This is a genomic window from Paenibacillus sp. XP01, from assembly GCF_057364885.1.
Genome location: NZ_CP139481.1, coordinates 3,266,031 through 3,291,646 on the forward strand (window position 1 = coordinate 3,266,031; position 25,616 = coordinate 3,291,646).

Genomic DNA, 25,616 nt, shown 5'->3' on the forward strand with positions numbered 1-25,616 from the left:
CAACATTTGAAAGCACTCGTATATCAAGACCGTAAAGAGGTAGCCCTGCTGGACATTGAAGAGCCGCGCATCGAAAAGGCAAACCAGGTCAAAGTCAAAATTTACGGTTCGGGCATTTGCGGCACGGATCTGAACATCGTGAAAGATAAAATTCCTGCCAACCGGGGAACGGTGATCGGACACGAGGGCGTTGGCACGGTGGTTGAGGTCGGACCGGAGGTTCGAAGCCTTCGCGTCGGGGATCGGGTGTTGATCGACCCTACCCAGTCTTGTGGAATTTGCTCGTATTGCCGCGAAGGCCAGTTCATCTATTGCGAAAACTTTGAAGACCACCAGGTGGGCATGACCATTCATGGTACGTTTGCAGAATATTATGTCGGCGACGAGAAGTATATTTATCCGATCCCGGACTCCATGAGCTGGGAAACCGCGATGATGGTCGAGCCGCTCGGCTGCGTTCTGCAAACGTTCATGAAAGCAGGGGTCAAACCGAGCGATTCGGTTCTGGTCCTCGGTTCCGGCGCCATCGGTTCCCTGTGCCAGCTCGTCAGCAAACGATTGGCCAGGCTGACGGTCGGCACGGAGGTCGATCCGTATCGCATTCAATTCGCTTCTACCATTGCCGACCATGTGTTCCACCCGCAGGAGCTGACATTGGACAAGGTATACGAAATCAACAACAACCACAAGTTCGATATCGTGGTGGATGCTGTGGGGAACCAGCTTCACGTCGGATTCGAGCTGGTCGCCAAAGGCGGGAAAATCATTCCGATGGGGTATGACGACAGCTACCAGGTGACGTTCAAACCGACCGACGTCATCAATGAAGGCCTCAGCGTCATCGGTGCGGTCGCTTCCCACTCCATGATCAGCACCGCCCTGAAGTTTGCGCAGAGCATTCCGGAACTGGAACGAATGGTTACGTCCACGGAATTGCTGAGCGATTACGAGCAAGCCTTTAACGGTACAATGGGGTATCACCTGCGGACAGGAGAACCGCTGCCGATGAATTCGGTTAAAACCGCGCTGATCATATAGATAACTGACACACAAGGACATAAGCGTTCGCGGTTGCGCCGCTGCGACGAATGGTGATCGCAGCGGCAACAACCGCAGAAAGAGGGGGGTAAAGGTTGAAGCTGCTGCAAGATTTGCCGAGAAATCCACGGTACTCCATATTGCTCGAACCGGTGTGGGCCATACCCGGAACGATTGTTCTTTTTTACGCGCCTTTGTACATGAAGGAAGTTGGCCTTTCGGATATCGAGATCGGCTTGATCAATTCGGTAAATCTTTATTTTGCTTTCATTTTTCAATTGTTTGCCGGTTCCGTAACGAACAAGCTGGGGCGCAAACGGACTACGTTGATTTTCGACCTGCTTGCCTGGAGCGTTCCGATGTTCATTTGGGCGTTTTCGCAAAACTTCTGGTTGTTCCTGATCGCTTACCTGCTTAATGCAACGTCCAAATTCGTGACGGTTTCCTTCAATTGCCTCATCATCGAGGATGTGGAGGAGCACAAACGGTCCAAGGTTTTCGGCATCCTGAACATGATCATTACGGCGGCTGGCGTACTGACCCCGATTGCGGGGATCGTCATCGCGGATGTTGGCATCGTGCCGACCCTGGCGAGCATTTATTTTATCGGAGGCATCCTTATGACAGCGATGTTTTTCATTCGCAACCGCTACACGGATGAAACCGAGGTAGGGAAGGAACTCATGGGGCTGCACAGCCAAACCTGGGTGCTTGGGGGGCTTGCTTCCAGTTTGCGATTGTTCGGCAAATCGTTCTACAAGCGCAGTCTGCTGCCGATCATATTGATCACGGTCATCTCCAATCTGATTTTGCAGCTGAATTTTTTCCAGGTCGTTTTTTTCAAGGAGCAGTTGAAGTTTGACGATCGCGTCATCTCGTTTATCCCGGTGGTGACCGCCCTTACGGTCATGCTCCTCTATCTGGTGATTTTCCCGCGCCTGAAACGCCGGTCGGAGGAAAAGTACGTGAGCTTCTCCATTATGTTGAGTACGGTCGGTTCGGTGCTTTTTCTGCTCATTCCCGTCGGAAATGTGTCGATGCTGTTCATGACGCTAATCGTGCTCGCAGCAGGCAATTTCATTCTGCAAACTTATCGGGATTCGCTGCTCATGAACCGTCTGGGCACCCATGAAAAAGCCGACATGTATTCAGCCGTGCAAACGGTCATGACTTTGACGGCCATTCCATCGGGGTATTTGACCGGTTTGCTTTATCACCACAATCCCGTTCTGTTGTTCGGTGTCATTCTTGCGTTATATGTCATACTGATGGTTATCATGCTGTTCCTGCCTGATCCCAAGAACCAACCTGCTCAAGCGATTGAGACTTACAAGAATATGTAGAAGAAGGGGTTTTCTGTATATAAAAAGAATAACTATATAGGTTGAACTGGGCTGGACATTTACACGATAACGGAGAGGTCAGAAAGAATCTGGAGAAGCGGAGCGTTCTAAAAGCTTTCTGAAAGAAAGCTGCATCGTAAGCATAGGCTTATCACCGGATTTTCCCCTTAATAAGGGGATCAAAAAATCTGGGGATAACAGCGATCGGAAGATGGTTCTGACCACGTAGTGACTCCGTGTAAAGATTATTTGTTCAACCTATATAATACGGAAAACGAACTTGGGAGGCAAAAACATGATAAACGCATTCGACAGCAATACGCGGGAACAATTGAGCTGGATCAATGAGCCGAAGGCCTGGTCTTATACGGATCAAGGAAGCCTGACCGTGGAAGCCCAGCCGGATACGGATTTCTTTCAAGACCCCGCTGGCATAAACGTCCGGGCATCCGCGCCTTTCCTGGGCATGCCCCTGCCGGGCGACTTCGAGATGACCGCGCAATTGACCGTAGACATGAAACACCAATACGATTCCGGCTGCCTGATGCTCATGGCCGATGAACGGAACTGGTGCAAGCTTTGTTTCGAATTCGACGGCAGCGTGCCAACCATCGTGTCGGTCGTTACCAGAGACGGTTTGTCCGACGACTGCAACTCGGTTGAAGTGACCGTATCCCATCCCTTTTTGCGCATTCGCAAAGTAGAGCACTGCATCTCGTTTTTTTATTCGCCTGATGGAGAAGAGTGGAAACTTATTCGATATTTCGGCATGCCGGTTAAAGGGGAACTCCGGGGCGGGGTCGTTGCTCAGTCGCCTACGGGAACAGGCTGTACCTGCCATTTTCTAAGCTTGCAGGTGACTCGTCCGGATTTGGCTGCACGTTTCTGAGCCGCCCCCCTGCCGATCAGAGGAGGGAGAATGCTTCATGGTCAAAGCGTTCATATTGGATTTTGATGGACTTATTGTGGATACCGAAACCCCTTGGTACTATGCCTTTCGCGATATTTATCAAGAGCATGGGCTTGAGCTGGGCCTGGAATTGTGGTCCCGTAACGTGGGCACCGATTTTGAAGACTTCCATCCTTATCTTTATCTGGAGGAAACGCTGCAAAGATCGATCGACCACGATCACATCAAGCGACTCTCGGAGCAGAAATACGCCGCCTATCTGGGGCAGGCAGCCATTCTCCCGGGCGTTCTAGAATTGCTCCAATCGGCCAGAGAACAAGGGATTCGTCTAGCCGTAGCCTCCAGTTCCACCCGGGATTGGGTGCATGGTTATTTGCAAACCCTCGGCATTTTCGACCAATTTGCGGTCATTCACACGGCCGAGGACGTTAAACGGGTCAAACCGGACCCGGAGCTGTACCTGCTGGCCCTGAAGAGCCTCGGCATCGAGGCGTCCGAAGCGGTTGTGTTCGAAGATTCGCCTAACGGGCTGAAAGCCGCCAAAGCAGCAGGCATTCGCTGCGTCATCGTGCCGAATGAAGTAACGCGCAATTTGCAATTTCAACTTCATGACCTGAGGCTGTCGTCGCTGATCGAGTTCCAATTGGAAAAACTCTAACCGAGGTATTGCTTGCGCAATTCGATCGGGGAGATGCCTTCATGTTTTTTGAATACGGCCCCGAAGTAACTCGCGCTGTTGAAACCGACCGCTTTGGCAATTTCGTGGGCCGGGGCGGCATGATCATGGATAAGCATTTCCTTGGCTTTCAGCAAACGGTATCGAAGCAGGTAATCTAGCGGCGTCATATGAAACTCTTTTTTGAAAATCCGGTTCAAATGCTGCTCGGTGATGTTCATCTGCTGGGCCAAGGTTGACAACGAGAGATCCTGGTGATAGTTCTGCTCGATAAAAGCAATGAGTTCAGCCAGCTTTAATCGGGCTTCGGAACGTTCAAACGTGCCCAAATGGTCGCCCTCGATGTTCAACCTGACCAGCAGCATGTACAGCAGTGCGGACACGTGCCAGATCTGGTTCTTGTGCCTGGACTCCTGCGCCAGCGTTATTTCATGCAGCAGGATTTGAAGCAAACCGTCCGGCTTGAAGGCACTCAGTTTCCCGATTTTCAAGGATTGCAGGAAACGGGGCAATAAATAGCCATTGAACGTCAAACCATCGAACAATAGCGATTCGCTAAGATTGCGGTAACGGTAGGCAACCTCCGGAAACATAATAAGAGCGGTTCCTTCGCGGATCAGAAATTCGTCGTCGCTGGCTGCGATTCGCCCGGTTCCCTCGATGCATTTCACTATGGTGTAATCCCGCGAACGGTCGCTCCAGTGCATGAATTCATTTACGGTCAACTGGATTTGCCCTGTAATCATAAGCGGCATATCGGCATCCAGCGGATTCTCCATGCTAGGTTTCGGCATCGTTGTGTAATTCCTCTTTTCGTAAAAGGTTCGTTAGCATAAGTGGAGCGGCTGCAGCGTTAATAGAAACCTAAAAAGAATTATATTACATAAATGACAATAATTTAAATATATGTTTCGATCATTTTCTTGTTTTCGAAAACCTTTTATATAAGCCGTAAGATAACAAAGATCGAAAGGTGGTACAGCGCTTGCAGTGAACGGGTGTGAGACAACGCTGTGGATAACAATCCGCTCTCTCATTGATAATCATTTTCAGTTGGGTTAATATAGTTAACAGAGACTATATCATTGTGCCGGCAAACCTCGAACGAAAGCACGGGCAAGCCATGGCATCCAGGAGGAATATCGAATGTTAATCCAAACCCGAAGCATCCTTGTCGAGAAAGGGTACAGTAACCAAGTCGTAGAACGTTTCAGCGGTCCAACCCCTGTTGTGGACATGCCAGGCCTGATTGATTTCAGCGTGATGGTCAACAAGAAGAGCAAAGAACAAGAAGAAGTCCTGATCATCATCCGCTGGGAATCGGAGGAGGCCTGGAAAAATTGGGAGAAGAGCGATGCACACATCAAGGGACACCGGGAAAAAAGAAACCAGGAAAAACCGGCGTATCTGATCAGTACGACGGTGAACATGTATGAAGTGCAAACGGTGAAGAACGGAAGCGGGTCCGTGAGCGGAGAAGTTAACGCATAGCGTTTGGAAGGGCAGTGCCTTCACCTTGAAAATGTTGGTATAAGAAAAAGCATGCATCCTTTTCGATGCATGCTTCTTTTTGTTGCCTTTTTCCACGCTCAGAATGTTCAGAGCGTTCATACATCAATCAAGGGCGCGTGTTCCGCTTGAAAAGGGAATGATTTTCGCGCAACGTCGATAAACGTCTTTACGGCAATGGTACAATCCTCCACGGGACCGGTGGCCATATGGATGTCACGATAGGCCGAGGGAGAGAGCCGTTTGACCGTAATGCCCTGCGGCAGGTCCAGAAGGGAAAGCTCCGACATGACCGCCAGACCTTCGCCTGCCAGGATCATTTGCAGCGAGGTTCTGTAATTATAGAGGATGTATTCCACTCGGGGCGTTTCTCCGGCGCTTTCAAACCACTTCAGGACAGGCGGTTCATATCCTGCTTTCCACAGCAGCATGGGTTCCCCTCGTAAATCTTGGGGGGTAATCACATCCTTCTTCGCCAGTGGATGGTCGTCTCTCATCACGGCATAGATACCTTCTCTGTAAAGCGGAAAAGAATGGGAGGTTTGATCCGAAGGAATCAACAGACCGACATCGATTTGCCGATTGTCCAACCAGGACTGAACTTCGGTAATGGTACCTTCCACGATGCTGAACTCCAGCTTTGGATAAAGCTTTTTGATCCGGCTGATCAGCTTCGGGACAAAGTAGGACGAGGCTACGGGGAAAGCGCCGATGCGCACTGAGCCGGTCTCCACCCCTTTTTCGCTGGATATTTCCTGATCGACTTTATCGTAACCTTGAAGAATTTCCCGAAAAATGCGGACGATCCGTTCGCCGACCGGCGTGAGCGCAACGCCGTTTCGCCGATCCCGAATCAACAGCGTGACGCCAAGCTCGCGTTCCAGCGTAGTGACCGCACGGCTGACGGCAGGTTGGGTCATATTCATTTTCTCGCCGGCAATCGTGAAACTGCGTGTCTCCGAAATGGAGACGATGAGCTGCAGCAATGATCTGTTCATATCAAAAATGGTATCCCCTTCATGATTTATATTCATTTTATTTATGCTACAGCGTATTGTATCATGTTTATCAAGCAAGAGGGAAGAAGCAAAACACAGCATTGCCAGTGGCTAAACCCGGCACTGTAGTGCCGGGATCTGTAATATTACATGGATGGGAGCAGGATCAAATGAAAGCAAAAGCTTGGCTATTTTTAATACTGGCGAATCTGTTTTGGGCCGGAAACCTGATTTTCGGCAAAGCGGTAACGTCTGATTTCCCGCCGGTCTGGGCGTCCTTTTTGCGGTGGGGCATCGCGGCTTTGGTGTTGATTCCGCTGGCGCAGCTGGCGGAGAAGCCGAATTGGGTGAAAGTATGGAAGAACAACTGGGGCGTGCTGCTATTCCTTTCAGTGGTGGGCGTTGTTCTCTATACCCTTCTCACCTATACAGCACTCCGGTACACTTCGTCGACGAACGGAAGTTTGATCAACAGTTTGACTCCGGCCGTCATGATTATCCTTTCGCTGTTATTTCTCAAAGAGAACATTACCGGGTGGCAGGGAGTGGGGCTGGTGTTGTCTTTTTTGGGCGTGCTGACGGTGTTGACCAAAGGACATTTGCTGGGTGTATTCAACACGCATTACAACCAGGGGGACGGCATCATGTTCGCGGCCGTATTTCTGTGGGCCATGTATTCGCTGATCGGCAAACGGGCCCAGCATCTTCCGCCGATCACATTTGTAGCGTTTACGGCGTTTATAGGCGTCATATGCATGGTACCGCTTCTGTTTCTACAACCATTGCCTACGGAGCACATCACATCTTCGGGCATCACAGGCGTCATCTATTTGGGCTTGTTCCCTTCCATTGGATCATTTCTGTTCTGGAACCAAGGTGTTAAGGAACTTGGACCGGGCAAAGCCAGCATTACGATGAATTTGATGCCCATCTTTACCGCGATTCTTTCCGTGATTCTTGGCCAGCAGCTGCTGATTTCACAAATCGTCGGCGGCGTGATCGTCATCGTGGGCATGCTGCTTTCGGCCAATCTGATGGCCCGGAGAGGAAAAGGCAGGACGCTGTGGAAGCGAACCGGCAGAACGGTATAACCCATTTTTCGTGGTTAAGAATCGTTGTATCCAGACTGATGTATGCCCATTCGCAAGAAAGACATGGTATAATGGCGAAAATATAATCGCAACGGCGATCCGTGCAGTCAAATGAAGGCGAAAGAAGACCCGAATTCCAACGAATTCGGGTCTTCTGCATGTTTCGCTTTAACGCTGTGATTCCAATCTTCTCATTGGTCAAATACCGCTTTTTCGATCCGACTCACTCATGTGCTTCTTCATAGGATTGAAGGTCTTTAAGAGTCGACTTTAATCCCTCCCGTGCTGAAGAATTCAATGGTTGCAGCGGAAGCGGGAGACTAGGGCTTGAGATCAAGCCGAGAATTTCTGCCGATGCCGAAGCGACCCGAAGACTGCCGTATTGACGAAATAGCGCCCAAATCGGTTCAAGCCGCGCCGAGCTGAGCTTGGCTTCGTCCGCACGGCCGCTCAGGGCCAATCGAGTGATGCTGAGGCATGTTTTTGGAAACAAACCTCCGAGAACCGAGTACCATGCGTCGCATCCTGCATTCAAGCCGGTGGCAGCAAACGGATCGCCACTTACGCCGATCGAAACATGGGAAGGGATGATGGACCTCAATTGATCAATGCGCGCCTTGGCCTTTTCAGGCTCAGAGGGGACGCCGGGAATTTTGATCGAACGAACAAACGGCAACCTGGAAATTCTTCCGTGGAGTTCGTCGCTAAAGTGAAAATGCGTCGTTGACGGATTATCGTAAACGCACAAGGGAATGGATAACGCATTCGTGACCTGTTCATACAACAAATAAACCTCTTCATCCGTAAGCGCTTGATAAGAGACGGGCGCCAGCAGCACTCCCTTTGCTCCTGCTTCTTGTGCGTCCTCCGCCAAGCGAAGCACGTCAAGCGTCCGAAGCGCGCTTATGCTTGTCATTACGGGAATGCCTTCAGCCGTCTTGACGGCAAGTTTAAGGACCCGCAAACGTTCTTCCCGGTTCAAATAGGCATAGTTTCCCGTCGAACCAAGCGCGCCGATCGAATCGACGCCAGCGGCAACCAATCGCTGAACCAATCCCGCAAATTCGTTGTCATGAATGCCTGCCTCGTTTAACGGGGTAAGCGGAAAAGCGGATAATCCATGGAACATCAAGCCACACTCCTTATATCTTGAATCTCGACAAATTGTATAAACAAAATGGACTGATTCACAGTACCAATAATGAGATAAATAACTAGGCCAATTTTTACTACCACAAGCAAACTTGCTATATAGGTTGAACTAAACATTTACACGATAACGGAGAGGTCAGAAAGAATCTGGAGAAGCGGAGCGTTCGCATTTTTCATCGGATTCCCGGAAGGTCGGCGTGACCGATCGAGAACATATGCCACCCAAACCTTTGCGAATGATGGGCATAAAAAAGTTCAGAAGCAATCCTCCGAAACATACCGTTAATATCGTTCCGATTCCGATCGGCCCTTTTAAAAGGATTGCAACCAGCAAAAAGGCCAGGTAAACCAAAGTTCTCGCGAAAAACAGGTTGGTTTTTGTCAAATCCCGAATAATCAACGTTAACCGGTCTACCGGAATCGGCGCAAAGTTGGTGTATAAATACGTAGCCGTGCCCAGCCCGATAACGATGAGGCCGAATGCAAAACAAACCCATTGACCCGGCCACAACTCAGACCCCGGCCAGCCGTGCAGCAGAAAAAGCCACAGATCGATCCCGAAGCCTGTGATCATGGCTGTCAGCAATCCTAATATTTCCGGTCTTCGTTGGCTTAACAGTGCATTGCAGCCTATTAACATCAAAGCAACGATGATCTCCCAACTGCCTACCGTAAGTCCAACATTTTCGGAAAGTCCGACCAAAAGGGCATCAAAAGGCGACGTTCCAAGATCCGATTGGATGGTGAGAGCGATGCCCAGCGTTAACACGAAAATACCGATGACGTAAAATACAAACTTCATATTGACTCGACCCCATCACTCTAAATTTTTGTTGCAAACTCAACAAAAATAATATACATTAAATATATTCCATTGCTCGTTGCATTTGCAACAAAAATATAGAACGGAAAAACACCAAAGACTTTGAATGATCTAGGAGTGAACCGATACCATGGCGATACAGTGGACAAAAGCCAACCTCAACGATGTACAATTGCTTCAGGAACTGAGCATTCAAACGTTCAACGAGACATTTAAAGATCAGAATTCCCCTGAAAACATGAAAGCTTATCTGGATAAAGCGTTTAATCTGAAGCAGTTGGAGAAGGAGATGGCCAACGACTCGTCGGACTTTTATTTCATCTATTTCAATGAGCAGCTTGCGGGATATATGAAGATGAATACAAGTGACGCGCAAACCGAAAATATGGGTAACGATTCGCTTGAGGTCGAAAGAATCTATATTAAGCGCGATTTTCAAAAACATGGGCTTGGCAAATACCTGCTGAACCAAGCGATCGAGATCGCCAGGAAACAGGATAAAAAGAAAATTTGGCTGGGCGTATGGGAGAAAAACGAAAACGCGATCGCTTTTTATGAAAAAATGGGGTTTATTCAAACGGGGGCGCACGCTTTCTACATGGGAGATGAAGAACAAACGGATTTGATTATGACCAAAAACCTCGTTTAGTTCCTCGTCGGATCAATAGGGTAGTAGAGTAATAGTGTAATGGGGTACGCATTGGCGTGCCCTATTTTTACGTGTTTTAACAGAGGCTTTTCTCACCCCATTCTCCCATCGCTAACCTATGGCATGATAAAAAGCTTTACAAGATATAGCAATAAACGGTAAAGTAACGACATTGAAGAGGATGGTTCAGAAACTCCACAATTTAAACAAAGGAAGGTCTGCGGATGGAGCGCAATCACCGGATCAAAAGGTCGGGGTCATGGATTGGAAACTTGCGGTTTCAAAACAAATTGCTGATCAGTTATTTGCTGGCATGCATTGTTCCGTTATTAATTGTAAGCGTATTCATTTTTCGACACTCCGCTGCTACGCTCGAAGATTCCTCGGAAGAGTTCGCTTCGCTGTACACGTCACAAATCAAGTCTTCGTTGAACGAATTCATCAAGGAATATGATAAAGTCACGAAGTCGGTGCTGGTCGACAACCAGCTGATTTACAACCTCGGAGAAGAGCGGAACATGCCCATGGACGAGGTGGTCAATCAAAGGGTCGCCGTACAGCAACTGCTGATGCGGGTCGCGATGCTCAAATCCGAGATTGGCACGGTGATGCTGATCAGCCGGGATCACCACGTGTATCAGTACACAACGACAACAAGCAGGGTGAACGAAAAGAGGCTGCTTTCCCAAGCGTGGTACCAAGGAATCCAGAGTTTAAACGAAACCTTTTTCATTACCGGTTTGCATGACCGTTCCTATTATGAAGATCAAGGTGCGGGGGCCGTCGTGACGTTGGGAAGAGTGTTATATAACTCTAATGGTGCGTATGCAGGCTTGCTGCTGATCGACCTCGATCCCTTTGCATTGCTGCAGCTCGATCACGAATTTATCACGACCAGGGACAAATATGGCATCAATGTCGTCATTTACAACCGGCAAGGAGAAATCGTGTACCATTCCGACGCGGCCAGCGGCCAAATTCCGTGGGAAGAATGGATCGGATTGAAATCGGAGCTTATTGGCGAAAGCGGCAGCAAAGACCAGATCCGCTTATCCGGCAGCACTGCCGGGGGGGAACTAAACATCCAAACCGATATTCCACGGTCAAAGCTCCTGCAAAAGATCAATCAGATCAAAGGCATGAGCACCATCGTGATTCTGGTCAGCTGCCTGATTGTTGTCCTCATCTCATTTTGGTTAAGCCATAGAATTACCCGGCCGATCATTCGTCTGCGCAGAAGTATGAAACAAGCGGAAATGGGAAATTATCATCCGATCGAAAAAGAGCATACCAACGACGAAATCGGCGGCCTGGTGCACAGCTACAACAAAATGATCCGCACGATCAAGGCATTGATCGAAGACGTGTACATGGCCGAAATCAAGCAGCGTCAAGCGAAGCTCACCGCACTTCAAAATCAGATCAATCCCCACATGCTGTACAACACCCTGGAATCCATCCGCATGAAAGCGCTGGTGAACGATGACGAAGAAACTGCCGGAATGATTAAAATTTTGGCTCGCATGTTTCGTTTGACCTTGGGCAAAGAAGGAAAACGCCATTCCGTGAAAAATGAACTGGATTATACGATCAATTATTTGCAGCTTCAGAACATGCGTTTCGATCATACGTTCGAATGGGTGATTGATATCCCGGACGAAATGTTGGAGTGCAGCATCATTCCATTGATTTTTCAGCCCATCGTTGAAAATAGCATCAACCACGGATTTATCGACTACAGCCGCAAATTGACGATCACCATTACGGGAAGCTGGACGAAAGATGGGGACCTCCTGTTCCGGATTTCGGACAACGGGAGCGGCATCACTTCGGACAAATGGATGGAGATTCAACAGTCGTTGAAGGAAGCCGGTACGAACAAATCCAAGTTGGAGCAGGAGGAGGAATCTGCAGAAAAAGGGCTGGGATTGCAAAACATTTCGGAGCGAATCAAGCTCAATTATGGCGATGCGTACGAATTAACGATGATGTCGGAAAGCATGAATGGAACAACCGTCGAGATTCTGATCCCCAAACATAATTCGTAAGTTGGTTTGAAATGACCGAAGGTGGTGTGCTTGGATGAAAATTATCGTGGTGGACGACGAAAAAGGCATTGTGGAAGGTCTTAAAAAAATGATCCATCGATACATTCCGGAATGCGAAATTGTGGGGACTGCCTATAACGGGTTGGAAGGCATGGATATCATTCAGAAAAGGAAGCCGGATATCGTCATAACAGACATACGCATGCCGCAGGCGGGCGGCCTGGAGATGATCCAAGCCCTGAAGCAAAGCAGCTGCACGGCAAAGTTTATTTTGCTCAGCGGATATGCCGACTTTGAATATGCAAGGACAGGCATGCGGCTCGGCGTAAGGTTCTATATGAACAAACCGGTTGAGGAAGAGGAGCTGCGCGATTGCGTTCGCCAGGCCATCGAAGAAATCCGTGCGGACAATGACTCCCAGCAGGAAATGAAACAGCTGAAACAAGAGGTTCTCGGCCGGAATCAGGAAGAAGCTTTGCGGAACATCCTTGAACTTGGCGGCGGTCATGCGGAACTTGTACAGGAACTGCTTCAGATCGCCCAAATCCCTAGAGACAACAAGGTTTTCACGTCGATGATGATCGAATTCCACGGGCCTGTCGATGTTCTGAAAGAGTCGGGTTTGGAACCGTTGTATCAGCGCATTGATCTGGCTTTAAAGAGGTACGAGGGCGTCTACCGGTTCCGATATTCGGGTCCCCAAATTGCTGTGTTGATTGCGCATGGCGGAGTGATTGGCTATGGTGAACTGGTGCGTTCGACGCGCAATCTGAGAGAGGATGTGCATCGTGATCTGAACTTATCCATCGCGATTGGCATCGGTTCCGTGCAGGAACGTGCAGAAGGCATCGGTCAATCGTTTGAGGAAGCCCGGATGGCACTGAGTTATAAAGTCATCAAAGGCGGGAGCGCCGTCATTCCGTTCACGGAGATCGTTAACTCGGGCGAAAGCAGCCAGCCGGTACCCGAGCATTTTATCAATAAACTGGAAAGTGCGCTCGATAACATGGAGGAGGCGGAATGCACAGGCGTGATCCGCGAGATTTTTCGATGGATGGAGGCAGGGGCCAACATGGGACTGCAGGATTTACAGTTAAAGTGTCTGCACATCCTTGTGGCAAGCACTCGCAAGATGTCTTTCCAGCAGCTGCAGCAGAATGAGTCTTTGGGACGCCATATTCTTTCGTTGGAGGGCATTTCGCGGTTTCGAACGCTGGCAGAGCTGGAAACGTGGATGATTCAAACCTTTCGCGGCATCATCGGGTTCAAGCTGGAACACCATGTGCCCAAAAAGAAAGACATGATTACGGAGATGCAGGAATATATCGCGGAGCACTACAATCAACCGCTTGGCCTTGCGGAATTGGCCGCACGTTTTTATATGAATCCGTATTACCTGAGCCAGTTTTTTAAACAAAAGACAGGGGAGACTTACCTGAATTTTTTGACCCGTATCCGGATCGACAAAGCCAGGGAGCTGCTGGAGAATACCGATTTGAAGATATACGAAATTTGCCATAAGGTAGGTTATTCCGATGCGCAGCACTTTGCCCGGATGTTCGAAAAGCTGACCGGCTGCAAACCGCGGGAATATCGCAAAAACTTGCCGACGAATTAAGCGAATGTTCACTTGCCACTCCGAAAGGGGTGTTTTTTTTCACCTTAAAAATAGCGTGTTTAAACTTAAAAATGCCCAATTGAGAGAGGTTCATTCGAATTGTATAGTTAGCATGTAAGCGAATTCATCCAAGAGATGCCAGGGAGGAGGAAGGACTTGAAGTCTATTGCGTTCCATCGTATGAAAGTCTATTGGCCCTTGTATGTGATGGCCATTCCGGGAATCGTTTTTCTCATCGTTTTCAAATTCATTCCCTTGGGCGGCGCGGTCATTGCCTTCAAAGACTACTCGGTTTTCCAAGGATTTGTGGATAGCCCTTGGGTAGGACTCAAGCATTTTAACACGCTGCTTCACCATCCGGACTTCGCTCGTGTATTCGGCAACACACTGATGCTGGGGCTGCTTAAGCTGGTCATCGTGTTTCCGGTCCCGGTGATCCTCGCGTTGATGATCAATGAAATCCGAAAATCAGCATTGAAGAAAGGAATCCAGACCGCGCTGTACATCCCGCACTTTTTATCATGGGTTATCGTGGGGGGCATTCTGTTCGATTTCTTTTCGTTAAGCGGATTATTCAATACGGTCATCGGCTGGTTTGGGGGAGAAGCGGTTTTGGCCATGCAGGAGAGCGCCTATTTTCGGCCGATTTATGCCCTGTCTTCGATATGGAGGGATGCCGGGTGGGGGACCGTGGTGTATATGGCGGCCATCAGTGCGATCGATCCGCAGCTGTATGAATCGGCGATGATCGACGGGGCATCCAAGTTCAAACAGATTCGCCACATTACGTTCCCGCTCCTTTTGCCAACCGTGACGGTGCTGTTTTTGCTCGAAATCGGGAATTTCCTGGACCTGGGCTTCGATCAGGTGTATAACCTGCTCACGCCGATGACCTATAACGTGGGAGATATTCTGGACACGTACGTATTCCGAACGGGCATTCAGCAGGCTCAGTACAGTTTTGCGACGGCGGTCGGCCTGTTTCAGTCAGTCATTGGATTCATGATGGTATACGTCTTCAACAGGCTGTCGAAAAAAGTATCGGACGGGGGGCTCTGGTAACATGCTCGAATCGAGAAGCGAAAAAGTGTTCACCACGTCGATTACCGTCTTTCTCATTCTATTTTCCATTGTGGCCATCATCCCGCTTCTATCCGTGATCGCGACCTCATTCAGCTCGAAAAGCGTTGTGGACATGAATCTGGTCACCTTGTGGCCCAAGCAGTTTACGCTGGATTCGTGGAAGTACATTTTCGACCGTCCCGATCTGTGGAAATCTTTCTTCATTACGCTCGGCTCAACGTTAATCGGAACCGTGCTGGCATTGATCATGACTGCTTTGTTTGCATACCCGCTCTCCAAGTCGGAGTTCCGCTGGGGTTCATTCCTGATGGTGGCCGTGGTCATTGCGATGATCTTCAAAGCGCCGATCGTGCCTTATTTCCTGACGGTTCGCAGCATCGGCCTGTACGATAATCCATTGGTGCTGATCTTGCCTCACATCCTGAACCCGTTCAATCTAATCATCATGAGAACGTTCTTCAAGCAATTTTCCAAAGAGTTGGAGGAAGCGGCCTTCTTGGAAGGCTGCGGATATTTCCGCATGCTGTTCCAATTCGTGCTCCCGTTATCCAAAGCCGTACTTGCAACGCTTGCCCTGTTCTATGGCGTAGTGTTATGGAATCAGTTCCAGCATCCATTGTTTTTTCTGCAAGACGCCAACTGGTTTCCGCTTCAGATCAAGATTCGGCAATTCATTACGGATGACAGCGTCATTATGGCCGGAGCTGCCTCCACGGTGGACCTGAACTACAATGAACGGACCCTAAGAGCGACTACCGTCATCTTTGCGATTCTCCCGATCATTGTGGTCTATCCTTTCCTGCAAAAATACTTTGTCAAAGGCGCCATGATCGGCTCCGTGAAAGGCTGAAGCAAAGTCTGCGGTTGGCTACACCTAAACTATAAATCTATGAATAGGGGGAATACAGCATGAATCTTAAAAAGTTCTGTATGGTGCTTGCGGCAAGCGTGCTTGCGATCTCTACGGTTACGGCTTGCAGCGGGAGCAGTACTTCTTCCGAGGCTCCAGCTTCCGGCAGCGGGGATGGCGTGATCGACTTGGAGGTATGGGGAACGAACATCGGGTACAAAGCGGTGACCAAAGGCAGCAAGCTCTACGAGTTTTACAAAGAAAAACTTGGCGTTGGCGTAATTAATCCGTACGTAGAGTGGAACGGCGGCACCAATTACCTGAATCAGCTGAACCTGAAGATCGCCGCGAACGAAATGCCCGATCTTTTTATCCCGCAGCAAGGCATTGAGGACAGCTTGGCCAAAAACGGCGCGATTGCCGATTTGACGGAACTTTTGCCAAAGCATGCGCCTAACGTGTGGGAAGCTATTCCCCAGGAAATGTGGGATGTGGTGAAAGCAAACGATCCGACCGGCCAGGGCAAAATTTATTATATTCCTGGTGTCGTGGAATACGGACGTTATGCCGGCCTGATCCGCCAGGATTGGCTCGACAAGCTCGGGCTGTCCATGCCGACGACCCAAGACGAATACGTCAATGTGCTGAAAGCATTTCGGGATATGGACCCGAACGGCAACGGCCAAAAGGATGAACTTCCGACCGGTGGCCGCGAACAGGCGCGCTGGATGGACCATTTGTTTGCCATGTATGGCGTAGCGATGTTCGAAGGTTATCCGGAGTGGGACATCTATGACGGCGAATTGACGTATGCCGCAGTGACTCCGAATATGAAAGCCGCCTTGGAATTTATCGCCAAGCTCTATCAAGAAGGGCTGATCGACAAAGAATCGTTGTTGAACACCAAAGACAAGTGGGACGGCAAGATTCAATCGGACAAGGCAGGGAACTATTTTCATTGGGTCGAGAGCGGAAATTTGGTTTTGGAGAATCTGAACAAGAATACTGGCGTGAAGGCCGACTTTACCGTGCTGCCTGTACCGAAAGTCGAGGGCTATGAAGGGTTCTACACGATGAAAAGGTTTGCGCCGCCGCAGTGGGTCGTGAAGAACAACAAGGACGAGGACAAACTTATGGCGACGTTGAAGCTGCTCAACAACATGTATAACAAAGAAATTTGGAAGGACTTGTTCCTCGGCGTGGAAGGTATGCATTACGAAATGAAGGACGGCAAAGCCGTCAGACTCCCCGACGACAAGAGCAGCCAGGAAAATATGATTTTGAATACTTCATCATCGTTAGCAACGCTTGATTTTACGATGGAATTGCTCAACAGCACGGCCTCCGAGGAAAGCAAATGGGCCATTGATCAAGTCACACGAAATATGAAGGAAGCGCAAAAGTATGCCAAAGTCATTGCGGGAGACGGCATGCCGGCCAGCATTTACGACGGTTTCCCCGACATCAACAACCGCACATTGTATGTGGAATACGCTACCAAAATCATTTTGGGACAGTACCCGATCAGCAAGTTCGATGAGTTTGTCGAAAAGTGGTATCAGTCAGGTGGGGAAGAAGTGACGAAACGGGCCAGGGAATGGCATGCCAAAGTGAAAAAGTAACCTTCGAACAGGGGGAAAAGCAATGAACCATCGATTACAAGATGTGCTTGATGGTCGGGAAAGCAATTATATTCTTCCTTTTCTATGGCAGCACGGAGAGGATGAACAGACGATTCGGCAAGAGATCGCTCGCGTGCATGAAGCCGGGATCGGAGCGGTATGCGTCGAATCCCGACCCCATCCGGATTTTCTGGGACCGAAATGGTGGGAGGATATGAATGTCATTATGGATGAAGCCCGAAATCGAGGCATGAAGGTATGGATTCTTGATGACGATCACTTTCCTACGGGACACGCAGGAGGGAGGGTCAAACAGGCTCCCGCGGAACTGCATCGCAAGTTTCTGGCGGAGAGGCACATCGACACGTTGGGACCGGCAACAGGGGCTTCGCTGCTGCTGGAACCGATGCTGGTGAACGGCAACAATGAATTGATATCCGCCGTGGCCGTGCAAAGGGACTCCATAAACGGGGGGCTATGCGGTGCTGCAGTTGATCTTACCGGACTCGTTCAGGATGGAATTTTGTACTGGGACATTCCTGCAGGATTCTGGCGCGTGTTTGTCATTTCGGTGAATCCGGATGGCGGCAGCAAAAAACAAGAGCATTACTTGAATCCGCTGGACCGGGATTCGACCCGTATTTTGATCGACACGGTGTATGAGGCGTTCTTCGAACGATATCGTGAAGATTTCGGACAAACGCTGGCAGGCTTTTTTTCCGACGAGCCCGGATTTTATAACGATCCGGAAACGTTCGATTTCGACTCGAAGCCGGGGAAACCGGGAGTGCCGCTGCCCTGGAGCCGCGACATGCCCGGTTTGCTCAAGCGGTCGTTGGGTCCCGATTACCAGCAGCAGCTGCATTTGTTGTGGCATGATGCCGGAGAAGCGTCCAGCAAGGTAAGGTATGCCTACATGAATGCCGTTAGTCAGCTGTACGCGGACCATTTCTGCAGCCAGATCGGAGATTGGTGCCGGGAGCGGGGCGTGGAATACATCGGACACGTGCTGGAGGACAACAACATTCATGCGCGATTGGCAGCAGGTGCCGGACACTTTTTTCGCTCGATGTGGGGACAGGATATGTCTGGCCTTGACGTTGTGTTATGGCAGATCGTTCCCGGTTTCGACGAACTGCCATTCCGATGGAAGGCAGGCGAGACGGACAGCGAGTTTTTCCACTATGGTCTCGGCAAGCTCGGTGTGTCACTCAGTCATATGGACCCGAAAAAAAAAGGCCGGACGATGTGTGAACTATATGGGGCATACGGCTGGACGGAAGGTTTGAAATTGATGAAATGGCTTACCGACCATATGCTTGTGAGGGGGGTTAACCACTTTGTTCCGCATGCGTTTACCCAGAAAGCATTCCCGGACCCGGATCATCCGCCGCATATGTATGCCAGCGGGAAAAATCCGCAATATCGCTACTATAAAGTGCTGAATCAATATATCAACCGCATCAGCCATCTGATCTCGGGAGGCAGGCATGTGGCCTCTGCGGCCGTACTATATCATGCCGAAGCGGAATGGTCCGGGGAATCGATGTATTTTCATAAGCCGGTCAAGGAGCTGATGCAGCATCAAATCGATTGCGATGTCGTTCCCGTTGACGTTCTATTGGAAGGAGCCAGCGTTACCAGCGGAAGACTGCACATCCATCAGGAGGATTACGGGTGCCTGATCATACCCTATGCAGAAGCGCTTCCGGCAGCAATGATTCAGCGTTTGGCGCAAATGGCCGAGCAAGAGTTGCCGGTCCATTTTATCGACGGGCTGCCTCGACGATCGAGCGAGGGAGTTCAAGTGTTGGCTGAACTGTCACAGCTCGCCAGCGATCCGAGCGTAAACGTCGTAAGCCTGAAAGGGCTGGCAGCTTCGCTCATCAAAGAAGGACTTTTCGACATTCGGGCAGAGGGAGACTTGCCATACCTTCGGAATTACCATTATGTGCATGACGATTTGCATGTGTTCATGTTTTTTAACGAATCCCCGCATCAACCTGTTCAAACGAAGATTCATTTGCCGGTGTCGGGAAAGTTATATGCTTATGACGGGTTTCTTAATCGGCTAACAAGGGTAGATGCCAGTCAGGATAAGGACGGCGGCAGCATGGCTGAGATCGCGCTTTCCCCCTATGAATCCGTCGTTTGGTTAAACGGGGCTATCGTTGAAGGGAGCGTTGAGGCGATGCCTTGCCCTGCAACCAAATCTACTATCGCTGTTGAGCTTAACAGGGTATGGACGGTGTCTACGTCCCGGGCGGAAAAGTATCCGCATTTCGAAGCATGGGGATCGTTAAAAGACTTATGCAGCATGAGCGGTCCGGACGTTTTGCCGCGATTTTCGGGAACGTTCCGCTACGAAACGGATGTTGAATGGGGTGAAACCTCAGATCGGGTTCTGCTGAACTTAGGCGAGGTGTACGAAACGGCCGAAGTATGGGTGAATGGGGAGCATGTAGGGGTCCGAATCTGTCCTCCGTATCAACTAGACGTTAGCAGATTCCTCATAAAAGGGAACAATCGTCTGGTCGTTGAAGTGACGAATACGCTCGTGAAAGAGCAGCGGGACAATTTATCGTCGTTTGCGCAGCAGGAACCGAGCGGCCTTCTTGGGCCCGTGCAATTGGTCGTGTTTGAATAGAAATCAAAAAAGTCGCCAGATGGCGACTTTTGCTATTCATCGGACGAATAAGCCGAATTACAAGTTTCGCTGTGCTTCTGCTGCTTGCAGCAGTTGACCGTCTGTTGCCGAACCGTCAAGGAAAGTCAACAATTCCCGATTGAATTTCTCCGGTTCATCGAATAACATGGCATGGCCGCTATGTTCAAACATCACCAAGCGGGCATTCGGTATGCTCTGTGCTGTCAGTTCACCCAATTCCGGCTGCACGATTTTGTCTTTCCGCCCGTGGAACACAACGGTCGGAACGTTGATGGCCGTCAGATCGTTTCGGAGATCCTCGTCCCTTAGCGAAGCGGCGGCTTTGATCGTTCCATGATGGGATGCTTGATAACAGAGAGACTCGAGCCATACCATCATGCCAGGCTGCGTTTTGGTCCGGGTGAATTTCAAACCTAATTTATTGAGCATCGCCGGCCTGTTCTCGTAAGCAGCATCGATAAGCTGCGAAGTGACATCGTCCGGCTCCATGCCATAATCGATCCCGGGACGCCGTGTAAACACCGGCGTCGCGGCACCGGCCAGCAACAACCGATGAATGCCATAACCCTGATGGCGAGCCATATATCGAACCGCGATCGCTCCGCCCATGGAAAAACCGACCAAAGCCGCGTTTTCGAGGCGAAGCTCATCAATGATGCTGCGGAGGTCATCCGCCATGCGGTCATACGAATAATGTTCCCACGGCGCATCGGATTTGCCAAAACCGCGGAGATCAACGCCGATGCAGCGGTAACCTTGCTCCGCGAGCAGCGTGTATTGATACTCGAACATCAGATGATTGGCTGGCCAGCCGTGCAGAAAGATGACCGGAACGCCTTCACCGATATCTTCAACATAGATGTTGACGTTGTCCTCAGTCTGTACGTAATGTCCCATTTTGGTTCCCTCCCACCTATTCAATGAAAATACTCTGTTCAGCAATCAAGCTGCTATGGTTTGGCGATTCGGTTGTGTTGATACACTATTAAACGCATATCGATAAACGCAAACAAAGTAGTTCCACGACCAAGAAAAGTCCAAGATCCGTTGAGTGAACCACCTTATTGAAAACCATCGAAAACGACGATCCAGCCAAACGGTGAAAAATATAAACATAAAAAGAAGCCCGAAGACGTAAGAACGTTCCGTCTTCGGGCTCTTTTCTTAGTCGGCCGCTTTGGCAGCCAAGTTCATTTCCGCACACATCAAGATGAATGCGCCTGCTCCATGAAGGTCGTTTTCGCTCGTAGGACGAGCAATGTAATGGTCATAGTCGCCAATCCCTGTACCGATGCATATGTTGCCGATGACAACGTTGCCGTCGTCGTCAAATTTCAACGTATCAATCACGCCTTGGTAGCCCTTCCAGGCATACTTCAAGTATTGCGGGTCCAAATATCCGAACCGAACGGCTTTGGCGATGGCGTGCACATACAGCGCGGTGCAGGAGTTTTCGTGCCAATTGTCTGCGCGGTCGCCTTTATCCACCACTTGATACCACAATCCGGTGGCAGGGTCCTGGAAGTTCGTCAGTGCGATCAATAGATCCTGTACAATCGCTACAAGCTTTTCCTTGTCGGGATGATCCTCGGGCATGTATTCGAACATTTCGAGCAGCGCTACCGGATACCAGCCGATGGCGCGGCCCCAGAATTCCGGCGCAAGGCCAGTGACCGGATCGGCCCATTTGGCTTCCTTCGTTTCGTCCCAGCCATGATACAGCAAACCGGTAACCGGGTCTTTCGTATGTTTCTCCATGAGCAGCGCTTGAAAGGTCATCATGTCGATGTATTCGCTTTCACCAAACGTGTGGGCAAATTGCACCGCAATCGGTCCGGCCATGTACAAGCCGTCGAGCCACATTTGGTTCGGGTAATGCCCTTTGTGCCAGAATCCGCCGGATTCGTTCGTTGGCCAAGATTTCAACAATGGAACAAGTGTATGCAGCGCTTTTTTGTACCGCTCGTCTCCGGTCTGTTCGTAAAGGGTGAAAAGGAGCACGCCGGGCTGGATGTCGTCCAGTTCATCAGGCTTGAATTTTTTGATGCTTCCGTCCTCAAGGACCTGACTGTCGACCCAACCCTTCATATAGTCATATAATTTCTGTTCTCCGGTCTGCCGCCAGCACTTTTCCATGCCGGACAGGAAGACGCCTTGATGGTAATGGAAACGGTCCGGCGGAAGGTTCTCCGGCTCGAATTTGTTCATTAAGGCTTCACAAGCTTTGAGCGCCCATTGGATCGGGGTGGTTAGAGATGAAGCAGTTTGCATGCGTATCCTTCCTCCTTGGGTTATTTGTACTCTCATTTTAGCATCGGAATATGTACATGTTTTGCGGAAAAACTCCATTTCTTCTTATTTCTTGCGGTATAATGAACTATAGGGATGGGAGGGAGATAGAGGTTGGGGAATCTTTATTTTGAGAACAATGCTGGCACTTTCCTGGTATCCCACCGCAAAGCGTTAAGCCACCATATGCCGGAAAGCCATTTTCACAGCACCTACGAAATTTATTATTTGATGTCCGGCCATCGGGCGTTTTTTATTCAAGATCGGACGATTACGATTAACGAAGGCGATCTCGTTGTGATCGCGCCCAACATTTTGCACCGTACCACCAATGCGGAACGGCCGAAGCATGAACGGCTCATCATCAATATGCATGAACGGCTTTTCTCGCCGGACGGTTCCCATCAGGACGTGTTTCGGCCTTTACTCGAACGGGATTATCTGGTCTTGAAACATTCCTTGCGCAGCAGGCAACCCATTGAAACGCTTGTCGGTGCGATGATCCAGGAAATGCAGGAACGCAGAAAGGGCTTTGAGTTGTTTGCCCAGACGCTTGCGCAGCAGCTCCTCGTTACATGCTGCAGGCATTTCATGCAGCACGATGCGGAGCCGATGGCCTCACCGAGCCCCATGCACGAACGAGTGTCGGAGATTGTCCGCCATATTAACGAGCATTACATGGAAGAACTATCGCTTCACTTGCTGGCAGACAGGTTCTATATCAGTCCTTATTATTTAAGCCGATCCTTCAAAGAAGCGACGGGGTTTGCGTTTGTCGAATACGTGAACAGCGTGCGGATCAAAGAAGCAAAAAAGCTGCTTGAGACTACGTCCATGAAAGTGAACCTGATCGCAAGGAAGGTTGGCTTCGGGAGCGTTACACACTTCGGAAGGGTGTTCCGGTCGGTCACGGGCAATGCCCCGTTGCATTATCGAAGCAAAGAATAACATTCTCAAGTGATGGTTATATCAAGCTTTGCATAAAAAAGGCTAACCAATGAGTTTCCCGACTCATCGGTTAGCCTTTTTGCTGTTTCGTATTCATGGGCATCAAAAAAGAACCTTGTAGGCGAGGCTCTTTGGCAAACTTATTGTCGCTGCTGGTTCGGGAAGCTCCCGAATGACTGGGAAGGCATTCCGATGCCGTGGTTGGTATTATACGGCTGCTCAAATGAATTGACATGTTGAGAAGTCGTATTGGCCAGTTGTTGTGCAAGGTTAGCGATTTGTTGCAGCTGTTGGATCGCTGTTTGATGGCCTTGCAGCGCGGTTTGAATGATATGTGCCGCCTGCTGTTCGCGCTGAGCGAGTTGTTCAAGCTGCTGCGCGTTGCTTTGCTCTTGTCTCAAAAGCTGTTGATACTGCATGGATGCTTGCTGCGTTTGCTGCGTGAGCTGTTGTGCAAGCTGAGTAATTTGCTGAGACTGTGAAAATTGGTTCATGTCGAATCCCTCCAATGGTCATTTGAATAACAACTGTAGTATGGAATAGGCAATTGGAAAATATTCAGTAAAAGTTGGGGGGCGGGGGCACAGATCTTGAAGGTGGAAAACACTCTGTCATTCCAGGCCGTTATGCATATTTTCAGAAATAGGTAGACATATTAACCGGAAAATAAAGGAGGTGGAATTGTGCTGACCCGTTGGATGAAAAAGGCATTTGCAAAGCCTAAAGAGAATGCTCCACAGGCAGTACAAAATCATCCTTCCGAGAGCATGGGAATATCGTTTCGAGATAAAGTGGAGGCGATTCAAAAGGCGTTTGATCAAAGTCCCGATTTGGTTGTTCGGGAATTTTCCGCATCATCTCCGGATGATTCCGTTTTGGCGATCTGTTACCTTGAAGGATTGACAGACCCCGCCTTGATCATTGAAATGATGGATTCCGTTCTTCGAATGGTCGACTCCATTTCCTCGGCCGAAGAACAATCTATCGATGCATCGGTTAGGAGACTTCTACCTTCTGGAAAAATTCAAAATTTGCATACGTATTCCAAGGTTTATGAGGCCATGCTAACTGGCCATGTCATTATTTGTATGGACGGCGTACAGCATGTGTTGTCCGTTCCCGTGAGCGGAGGAGCAAGGAGGTCGGTGGAAGAGCCTACCTCGCAGACGGTGGTCAGGGGTCCGAAAGAAGGTTTCACGGAAGAATTGAGCACCAATATGACCCTGATCCGGAGAAAACTCCGGACAGCGGATCTGAAGTTTCAAATGCACCATATCGGTTCGGTTTCTCAAACGTCGGTTGCGCTGGTTTATATTCAAAACATCGCGAAGCCTGAAGTCGTGGAAGAAGCGACAAGGAGGCTTAATGCCATTTGCACCGACAGCATTCTTGAGAGTGGATATATTGAAGAATTTATTCAGGATGCGCCCTTGACGCCTTTCCCGACGATGCTTAACACAGAGCGGCCGGATACGGTCGCAGGCAGTCTTTTAGATGGTCAAATCGCCATTCTCGTGGATGGAACCCCGTTTGCGCTCGTTGCTCCCGTAAGCTTTTTTAATTTCTTTCAAACGACCGAGGATTACTACCAGCGGTATGATATTTCTACATTTCTCAGAGTCATCCGTATATTGTGTTTCTTCATTTCGCTTTTGCTGCCGTCCACGTTCATCGCATTAACGACCTTTCAGCAAGAAATGATACCTACGACCTTATTGGTCACCCTTGCAGCCCAACGGGAAGGTGTTCCATTTCCAGCTTTGCTCGAAGCACTGCTCATGGAAATTACGTTTGAAGTCATTCGCGAAGCGGGAGTTCGAATGCCTCGGGCCATCGGACCGGCAATATCCATCGTTGGCGCATTAGTGATCGGACAGGCTGCGGTCGAAGCAGGATTAGTTTCGGGAGCCATGGTGATCGTCGTGTCTTTTACCGCGATCGCCAATTTTGTCATTCCATACTTCAGCATGGCGACAGCCGTTCGTTTGCTGCGGTTCCCGTTCATGCTGCTGGCGGGCACGCTGGGCATATTCGGAATATTGGCCGGGGCCGTGCCTTTGTTGGCTCATTTGGTTTCGCTGAGGTCATTCGGCATTGATTATTTAATGCCATACAGTCCGTTCTACAAGTCCAATATGAAAGACCAATTGCTGCGGGTTCCTTGGTGGGCCATGAAAACAAGGCCGGATGAAAAGGCAGGCGCAAACAAAACAAGGCAAGCGGCTCATCAATTTCCTTCGGGATCAAACAATGCCATAAACAGTATCCCTGATTCCGAAACGGACGAATAAAGGAGCAAAA

The 25,616-nt window shown here is 49.6% G+C and carries 22 protein-coding genes; 15 read left to right on the forward strand and 7 right to left on the reverse strand.

Annotated features, from left to right (window positions below; genetic code table 11):
* Positions 1 to 6 precede the first annotated feature (6 nt).
* The 4 genes from SNR34_RS14965 (at position 7) to SNR34_RS14980 (ending at position 3,949) form a co-directional block, all read left to right on the forward strand.
* Entirely contained in the window at positions 7 to 1,038 is a 1,032-nt protein-coding gene (locus SNR34_RS14965; protein ID WP_339278150.1) for a zinc-dependent alcohol dehydrogenase, read from the forward strand.
* A gap of 95 nt (positions 1,039 to 1,133) precedes the next feature.
* Positions 1,134 to 2,381: an MFS transporter gene (locus SNR34_RS14970; protein WP_486182294.1), complete on the forward strand. Its 1,248-nt coding sequence runs from the start codon at positions 1,134 to 1,136 to the stop codon at positions 2,379 to 2,381.
* 295 nt (positions 2,382 to 2,676) lie between these two features.
* A complete protein-coding gene (locus tag SNR34_RS14975) occupies positions 2,677 to 3,270 on the forward strand; it encodes a DUF1349 domain-containing protein (RefSeq protein ID WP_339278152.1) in 594 nt (197 codons plus the stop codon).
* A gap of 37 nt (positions 3,271 to 3,307) precedes the next feature.
* A complete protein-coding gene (locus tag SNR34_RS14980; RefSeq protein ID WP_343260641.1) occupies positions 3,308 to 3,949 on the forward strand; it encodes an HAD family hydrolase in 642 nt (213 codons plus the stop codon).
* On the opposite strand, the gene SNR34_RS14985 is transcribed toward SNR34_RS14980, so the two are convergent.
* Complete coding sequence (locus SNR34_RS14985; protein ID WP_486182295.1) at positions 3,946 to 4,761, reverse strand: AraC family transcriptional regulator; 816 nt, start codon at positions 4,759 to 4,761, stop codon at positions 3,946 to 3,948. The two genes, SNR34_RS14980 and SNR34_RS14985, sit on opposite strands and share 4 nt — an antisense overlap.
* 352 nt (positions 4,762 to 5,113) lie before the next feature.
* On the opposite strand from SNR34_RS14985, the gene SNR34_RS14990 reads away from it, so the two are divergent.
* Complete coding sequence (locus tag SNR34_RS14990) at positions 5,114 to 5,458, forward strand: antibiotic biosynthesis monooxygenase (protein WP_236413968.1); 345 nt, start codon at positions 5,114 to 5,116, stop codon at positions 5,456 to 5,458.
* Positions 5,459 to 5,574: 116 nt separating this feature from the next.
* On the opposite strand, the gene SNR34_RS14995 is transcribed toward SNR34_RS14990, so the two are convergent.
* The gene (locus SNR34_RS14995; protein ID WP_343260639.1) at positions 5,575 to 6,474 is read right to left on the reverse strand and encodes a LysR family transcriptional regulator; all 900 of its coding nucleotides are present in this window, start codon (positions 6,472 to 6,474) and stop codon (positions 5,575 to 5,577) included.
* 170 nt (positions 6,475 to 6,644) lie between these two features.
* On the opposite strand from SNR34_RS14995, the gene SNR34_RS15000 reads away from it, so the two are divergent.
* The gene (locus SNR34_RS15000) at positions 6,645 to 7,565 is read left to right on the forward strand and encodes a DMT family transporter (RefSeq protein ID WP_236413970.1); all 921 of its coding nucleotides are present in this window, start codon (positions 6,645 to 6,647) and stop codon (positions 7,563 to 7,565) included.
* Between the two features lie 223 nt (positions 7,566 to 7,788).
* On the opposite strand, the gene SNR34_RS15005 is transcribed toward SNR34_RS15000, so the two are convergent.
* The gene (locus tag SNR34_RS15005) at positions 7,789 to 8,694 is read right to left on the reverse strand and encodes a dihydrodipicolinate synthase family protein (protein ID WP_486182296.1); all 906 of its coding nucleotides are present in this window, start codon (positions 8,692 to 8,694) and stop codon (positions 7,789 to 7,791) included.
* A gap of 159 nt (positions 8,695 to 8,853) precedes the next feature.
* Complete coding sequence (locus tag SNR34_RS15010) at positions 8,854 to 9,519, reverse strand: YczE/YyaS/YitT family protein (RefSeq protein WP_486182297.1); 666 nt, start codon at positions 9,517 to 9,519, stop codon at positions 8,854 to 8,856.
* A gap of 151 nt (positions 9,520 to 9,670) precedes the next feature.
* On the opposite strand from SNR34_RS15010, the gene paiA reads away from it, so the two are divergent.
* From paiA to SNR34_RS15045, 7 genes are all read left to right on the forward strand, one after another.
* Positions 9,671 to 10,189, forward strand: coding sequence for a spermidine/spermine N(1)-acetyltransferase (paiA, locus tag SNR34_RS15015; RefSeq protein ID WP_236413975.1), 519 nt, complete (start codon positions 9,671 to 9,673; stop codon positions 10,187 to 10,189).
* Between the two features lie 224 nt (positions 10,190 to 10,413).
* Positions 10,414 to 12,237, forward strand: a complete 1,824-nt coding sequence (locus SNR34_RS15020) for a cache domain-containing sensor histidine kinase (RefSeq protein WP_486182298.1) — start codon at positions 10,414 to 10,416, stop codon at positions 12,235 to 12,237.
* A 34-nt stretch (positions 12,238 to 12,271) separates the two neighbouring features.
* Positions 12,272 to 13,855: a helix-turn-helix domain-containing protein gene (locus tag SNR34_RS15025; protein ID WP_486182299.1), complete on the forward strand. Its 1,584-nt coding sequence runs from the start codon at positions 12,272 to 12,274 to the stop codon at positions 13,853 to 13,855.
* A gap of 156 nt (positions 13,856 to 14,011) precedes the next feature.
* Entirely contained in the window at positions 14,012 to 14,917 is a 906-nt protein-coding gene (locus SNR34_RS15030) for an ABC transporter permease (protein WP_236413981.1), read from the forward strand.
* A gap of 1 nt (position 14,918) precedes the next feature.
* On the forward strand, positions 14,919 to 15,788 hold the full coding sequence (locus tag SNR34_RS15035; protein ID WP_236413983.1) for a carbohydrate ABC transporter permease: 870 nt from the start codon (positions 14,919 to 14,921) through the stop codon (positions 15,786 to 15,788).
* A 59-nt stretch (positions 15,789 to 15,847) separates the two neighbouring features.
* Positions 15,848 to 17,410, forward strand: coding sequence for a type 2 periplasmic-binding domain-containing protein (locus SNR34_RS15040; RefSeq protein WP_236413985.1), 1,563 nt, complete (start codon positions 15,848 to 15,850; stop codon positions 17,408 to 17,410).
* Positions 17,411 to 17,432: 22 nt separating this feature from the next.
* Positions 17,433 to 20,057 carry a glycosylhydrolase-like jelly roll fold domain-containing protein gene (locus SNR34_RS15045; RefSeq protein WP_486182300.1) on the forward strand — a complete coding sequence of 875 codons (2,625 nt, stop codon included), beginning with the start codon at positions 17,433 to 17,435 and terminating at the stop codon, positions 20,055 to 20,057.
* A 57-nt stretch (positions 20,058 to 20,114) separates the two neighbouring features.
* Here SNR34_RS15045 and SNR34_RS15050 read toward each other — a convergent pair whose 3' ends face one another.
* Both SNR34_RS15050 and SNR34_RS15055 read right to left on the reverse strand, forming a co-directional pair.
* Positions 20,115 to 20,975: an alpha/beta fold hydrolase gene (locus SNR34_RS15050; RefSeq protein WP_236413989.1), complete on the reverse strand. Its 861-nt coding sequence runs from the start codon at positions 20,973 to 20,975 to the stop codon at positions 20,115 to 20,117.
* Between the two features lie 267 nt (positions 20,976 to 21,242).
* A complete protein-coding gene (locus SNR34_RS15055; protein ID WP_486182301.1) occupies positions 21,243 to 22,349 on the reverse strand; it encodes a glycoside hydrolase family 88/105 protein in 1,107 nt (368 codons plus the stop codon).
* Positions 22,350 to 22,481: 132 nt separating this feature from the next.
* Here SNR34_RS15055 and SNR34_RS15060 point away from each other — a divergent pair, with 132 nt between their 5' ends.
* Positions 22,482 to 23,315, forward strand: a complete 834-nt coding sequence (locus SNR34_RS15060; RefSeq protein WP_343260631.1) for a helix-turn-helix domain-containing protein — start codon at positions 22,482 to 22,484, stop codon at positions 23,313 to 23,315.
* A 140-nt stretch (positions 23,316 to 23,455) separates the two neighbouring features.
* Here SNR34_RS15060 and SNR34_RS15065 read toward each other — a convergent pair whose 3' ends face one another.
* On the reverse strand, positions 23,456 to 23,809 hold the full coding sequence (locus SNR34_RS15065; protein ID WP_236413995.1) for an AMP-dependent synthetase and ligase: 354 nt from the start codon (positions 23,807 to 23,809) through the stop codon (positions 23,456 to 23,458).
* A 189-nt stretch (positions 23,810 to 23,998) separates the two neighbouring features.
* Here SNR34_RS15065 and SNR34_RS15070 point away from each other — a divergent pair, with 189 nt between their 5' ends.
* Complete coding sequence (locus SNR34_RS15070; protein WP_486182302.1) at positions 23,999 to 25,606, forward strand: spore germination protein; 1,608 nt, start codon at positions 23,999 to 24,001, stop codon at positions 25,604 to 25,606.
* Positions 25,607 to 25,616 lie beyond the last annotated feature (10 nt).

Coding starts and splice junctions, on each gene's coding strand:
- SNR34_RS15040 (WP_236413985.1), top strand. CDS start 15,848: ATGAATCTTAAAAAGTTCTGTATGGTGCTTGCGGCAAGCGTGCTTGCG.
- SNR34_RS15000 (WP_236413970.1), top strand. CDS start 6,645: ATGAAAGCAAAAGCTTGGCTATTTTTAATACTGGCGAATCTGTTTTGG.
- SNR34_RS14995 (WP_343260639.1), bottom strand. CDS start 6,474: ATGAACAGATCATTGCTGCAGCTCATCGTCTCCATTTCGGAGACACGC.
- SNR34_RS15020 (WP_486182298.1), top strand. CDS start 10,414: ATGGAGCGCAATCACCGGATCAAAAGGTCGGGGTCATGGATTGGAAAC.
- SNR34_RS14985 (WP_486182295.1), bottom strand. CDS start 4,761: ATGCCGAAACCTAGCATGGAGAATCCGCTGGATGCCGATATGCCGCTT.
- SNR34_RS15065 (WP_236413995.1), bottom strand. CDS start 23,809: ATGAACCAATTTTCACAGTCTCAGCAAATTACTCAGCTTGCACAACAG.
- SNR34_RS15010 (WP_486182297.1), bottom strand. CDS start 9,519: ATGAAGTTTGTATTTTACGTCATCGGTATTTTCGTGTTAACGCTGGGC.
- paiA (WP_236413975.1), top strand. CDS start 9,671: ATGGCGATACAGTGGACAAAAGCCAACCTCAACGATGTACAATTGCTT.
- SNR34_RS14980 (WP_343260641.1), top strand. CDS start 3,308: ATGGTCAAAGCGTTCATATTGGATTTTGATGGACTTATTGTGGATACC.
- SNR34_RS14975 (WP_339278152.1), top strand. CDS start 2,677: ATGATAAACGCATTCGACAGCAATACGCGGGAACAATTGAGCTGGATC.
- SNR34_RS15050 (WP_236413989.1), bottom strand. CDS start 20,975: ATGGGACATTACGTACAGACTGAGGACAACGTCAACATCTATGTTGAA.
- SNR34_RS15055 (WP_486182301.1), bottom strand. CDS start 22,349: ATGCAAACTGCTTCATCTCTAACCACCCCGATCCAATGGGCGCTCAAA.
- SNR34_RS15035 (WP_236413983.1), top strand. CDS start 14,919: ATGCTCGAATCGAGAAGCGAAAAAGTGTTCACCACGTCGATTACCGTC.
- SNR34_RS14990 (WP_236413968.1), top strand. CDS start 5,114: ATGTTAATCCAAACCCGAAGCATCCTTGTCGAGAAAGGGTACAGTAAC.
- SNR34_RS15025 (WP_486182299.1), top strand. CDS start 12,272: ATGAAAATTATCGTGGTGGACGACGAAAAAGGCATTGTGGAAGGTCTT.
- SNR34_RS15045 (WP_486182300.1), top strand. CDS start 17,433: ATGAACCATCGATTACAAGATGTGCTTGATGGTCGGGAAAGCAATTAT.
- SNR34_RS15005 (WP_486182296.1), bottom strand. CDS start 8,694: ATGTTCCATGGATTATCCGCTTTTCCGCTTACCCCGTTAAACGAGGCA.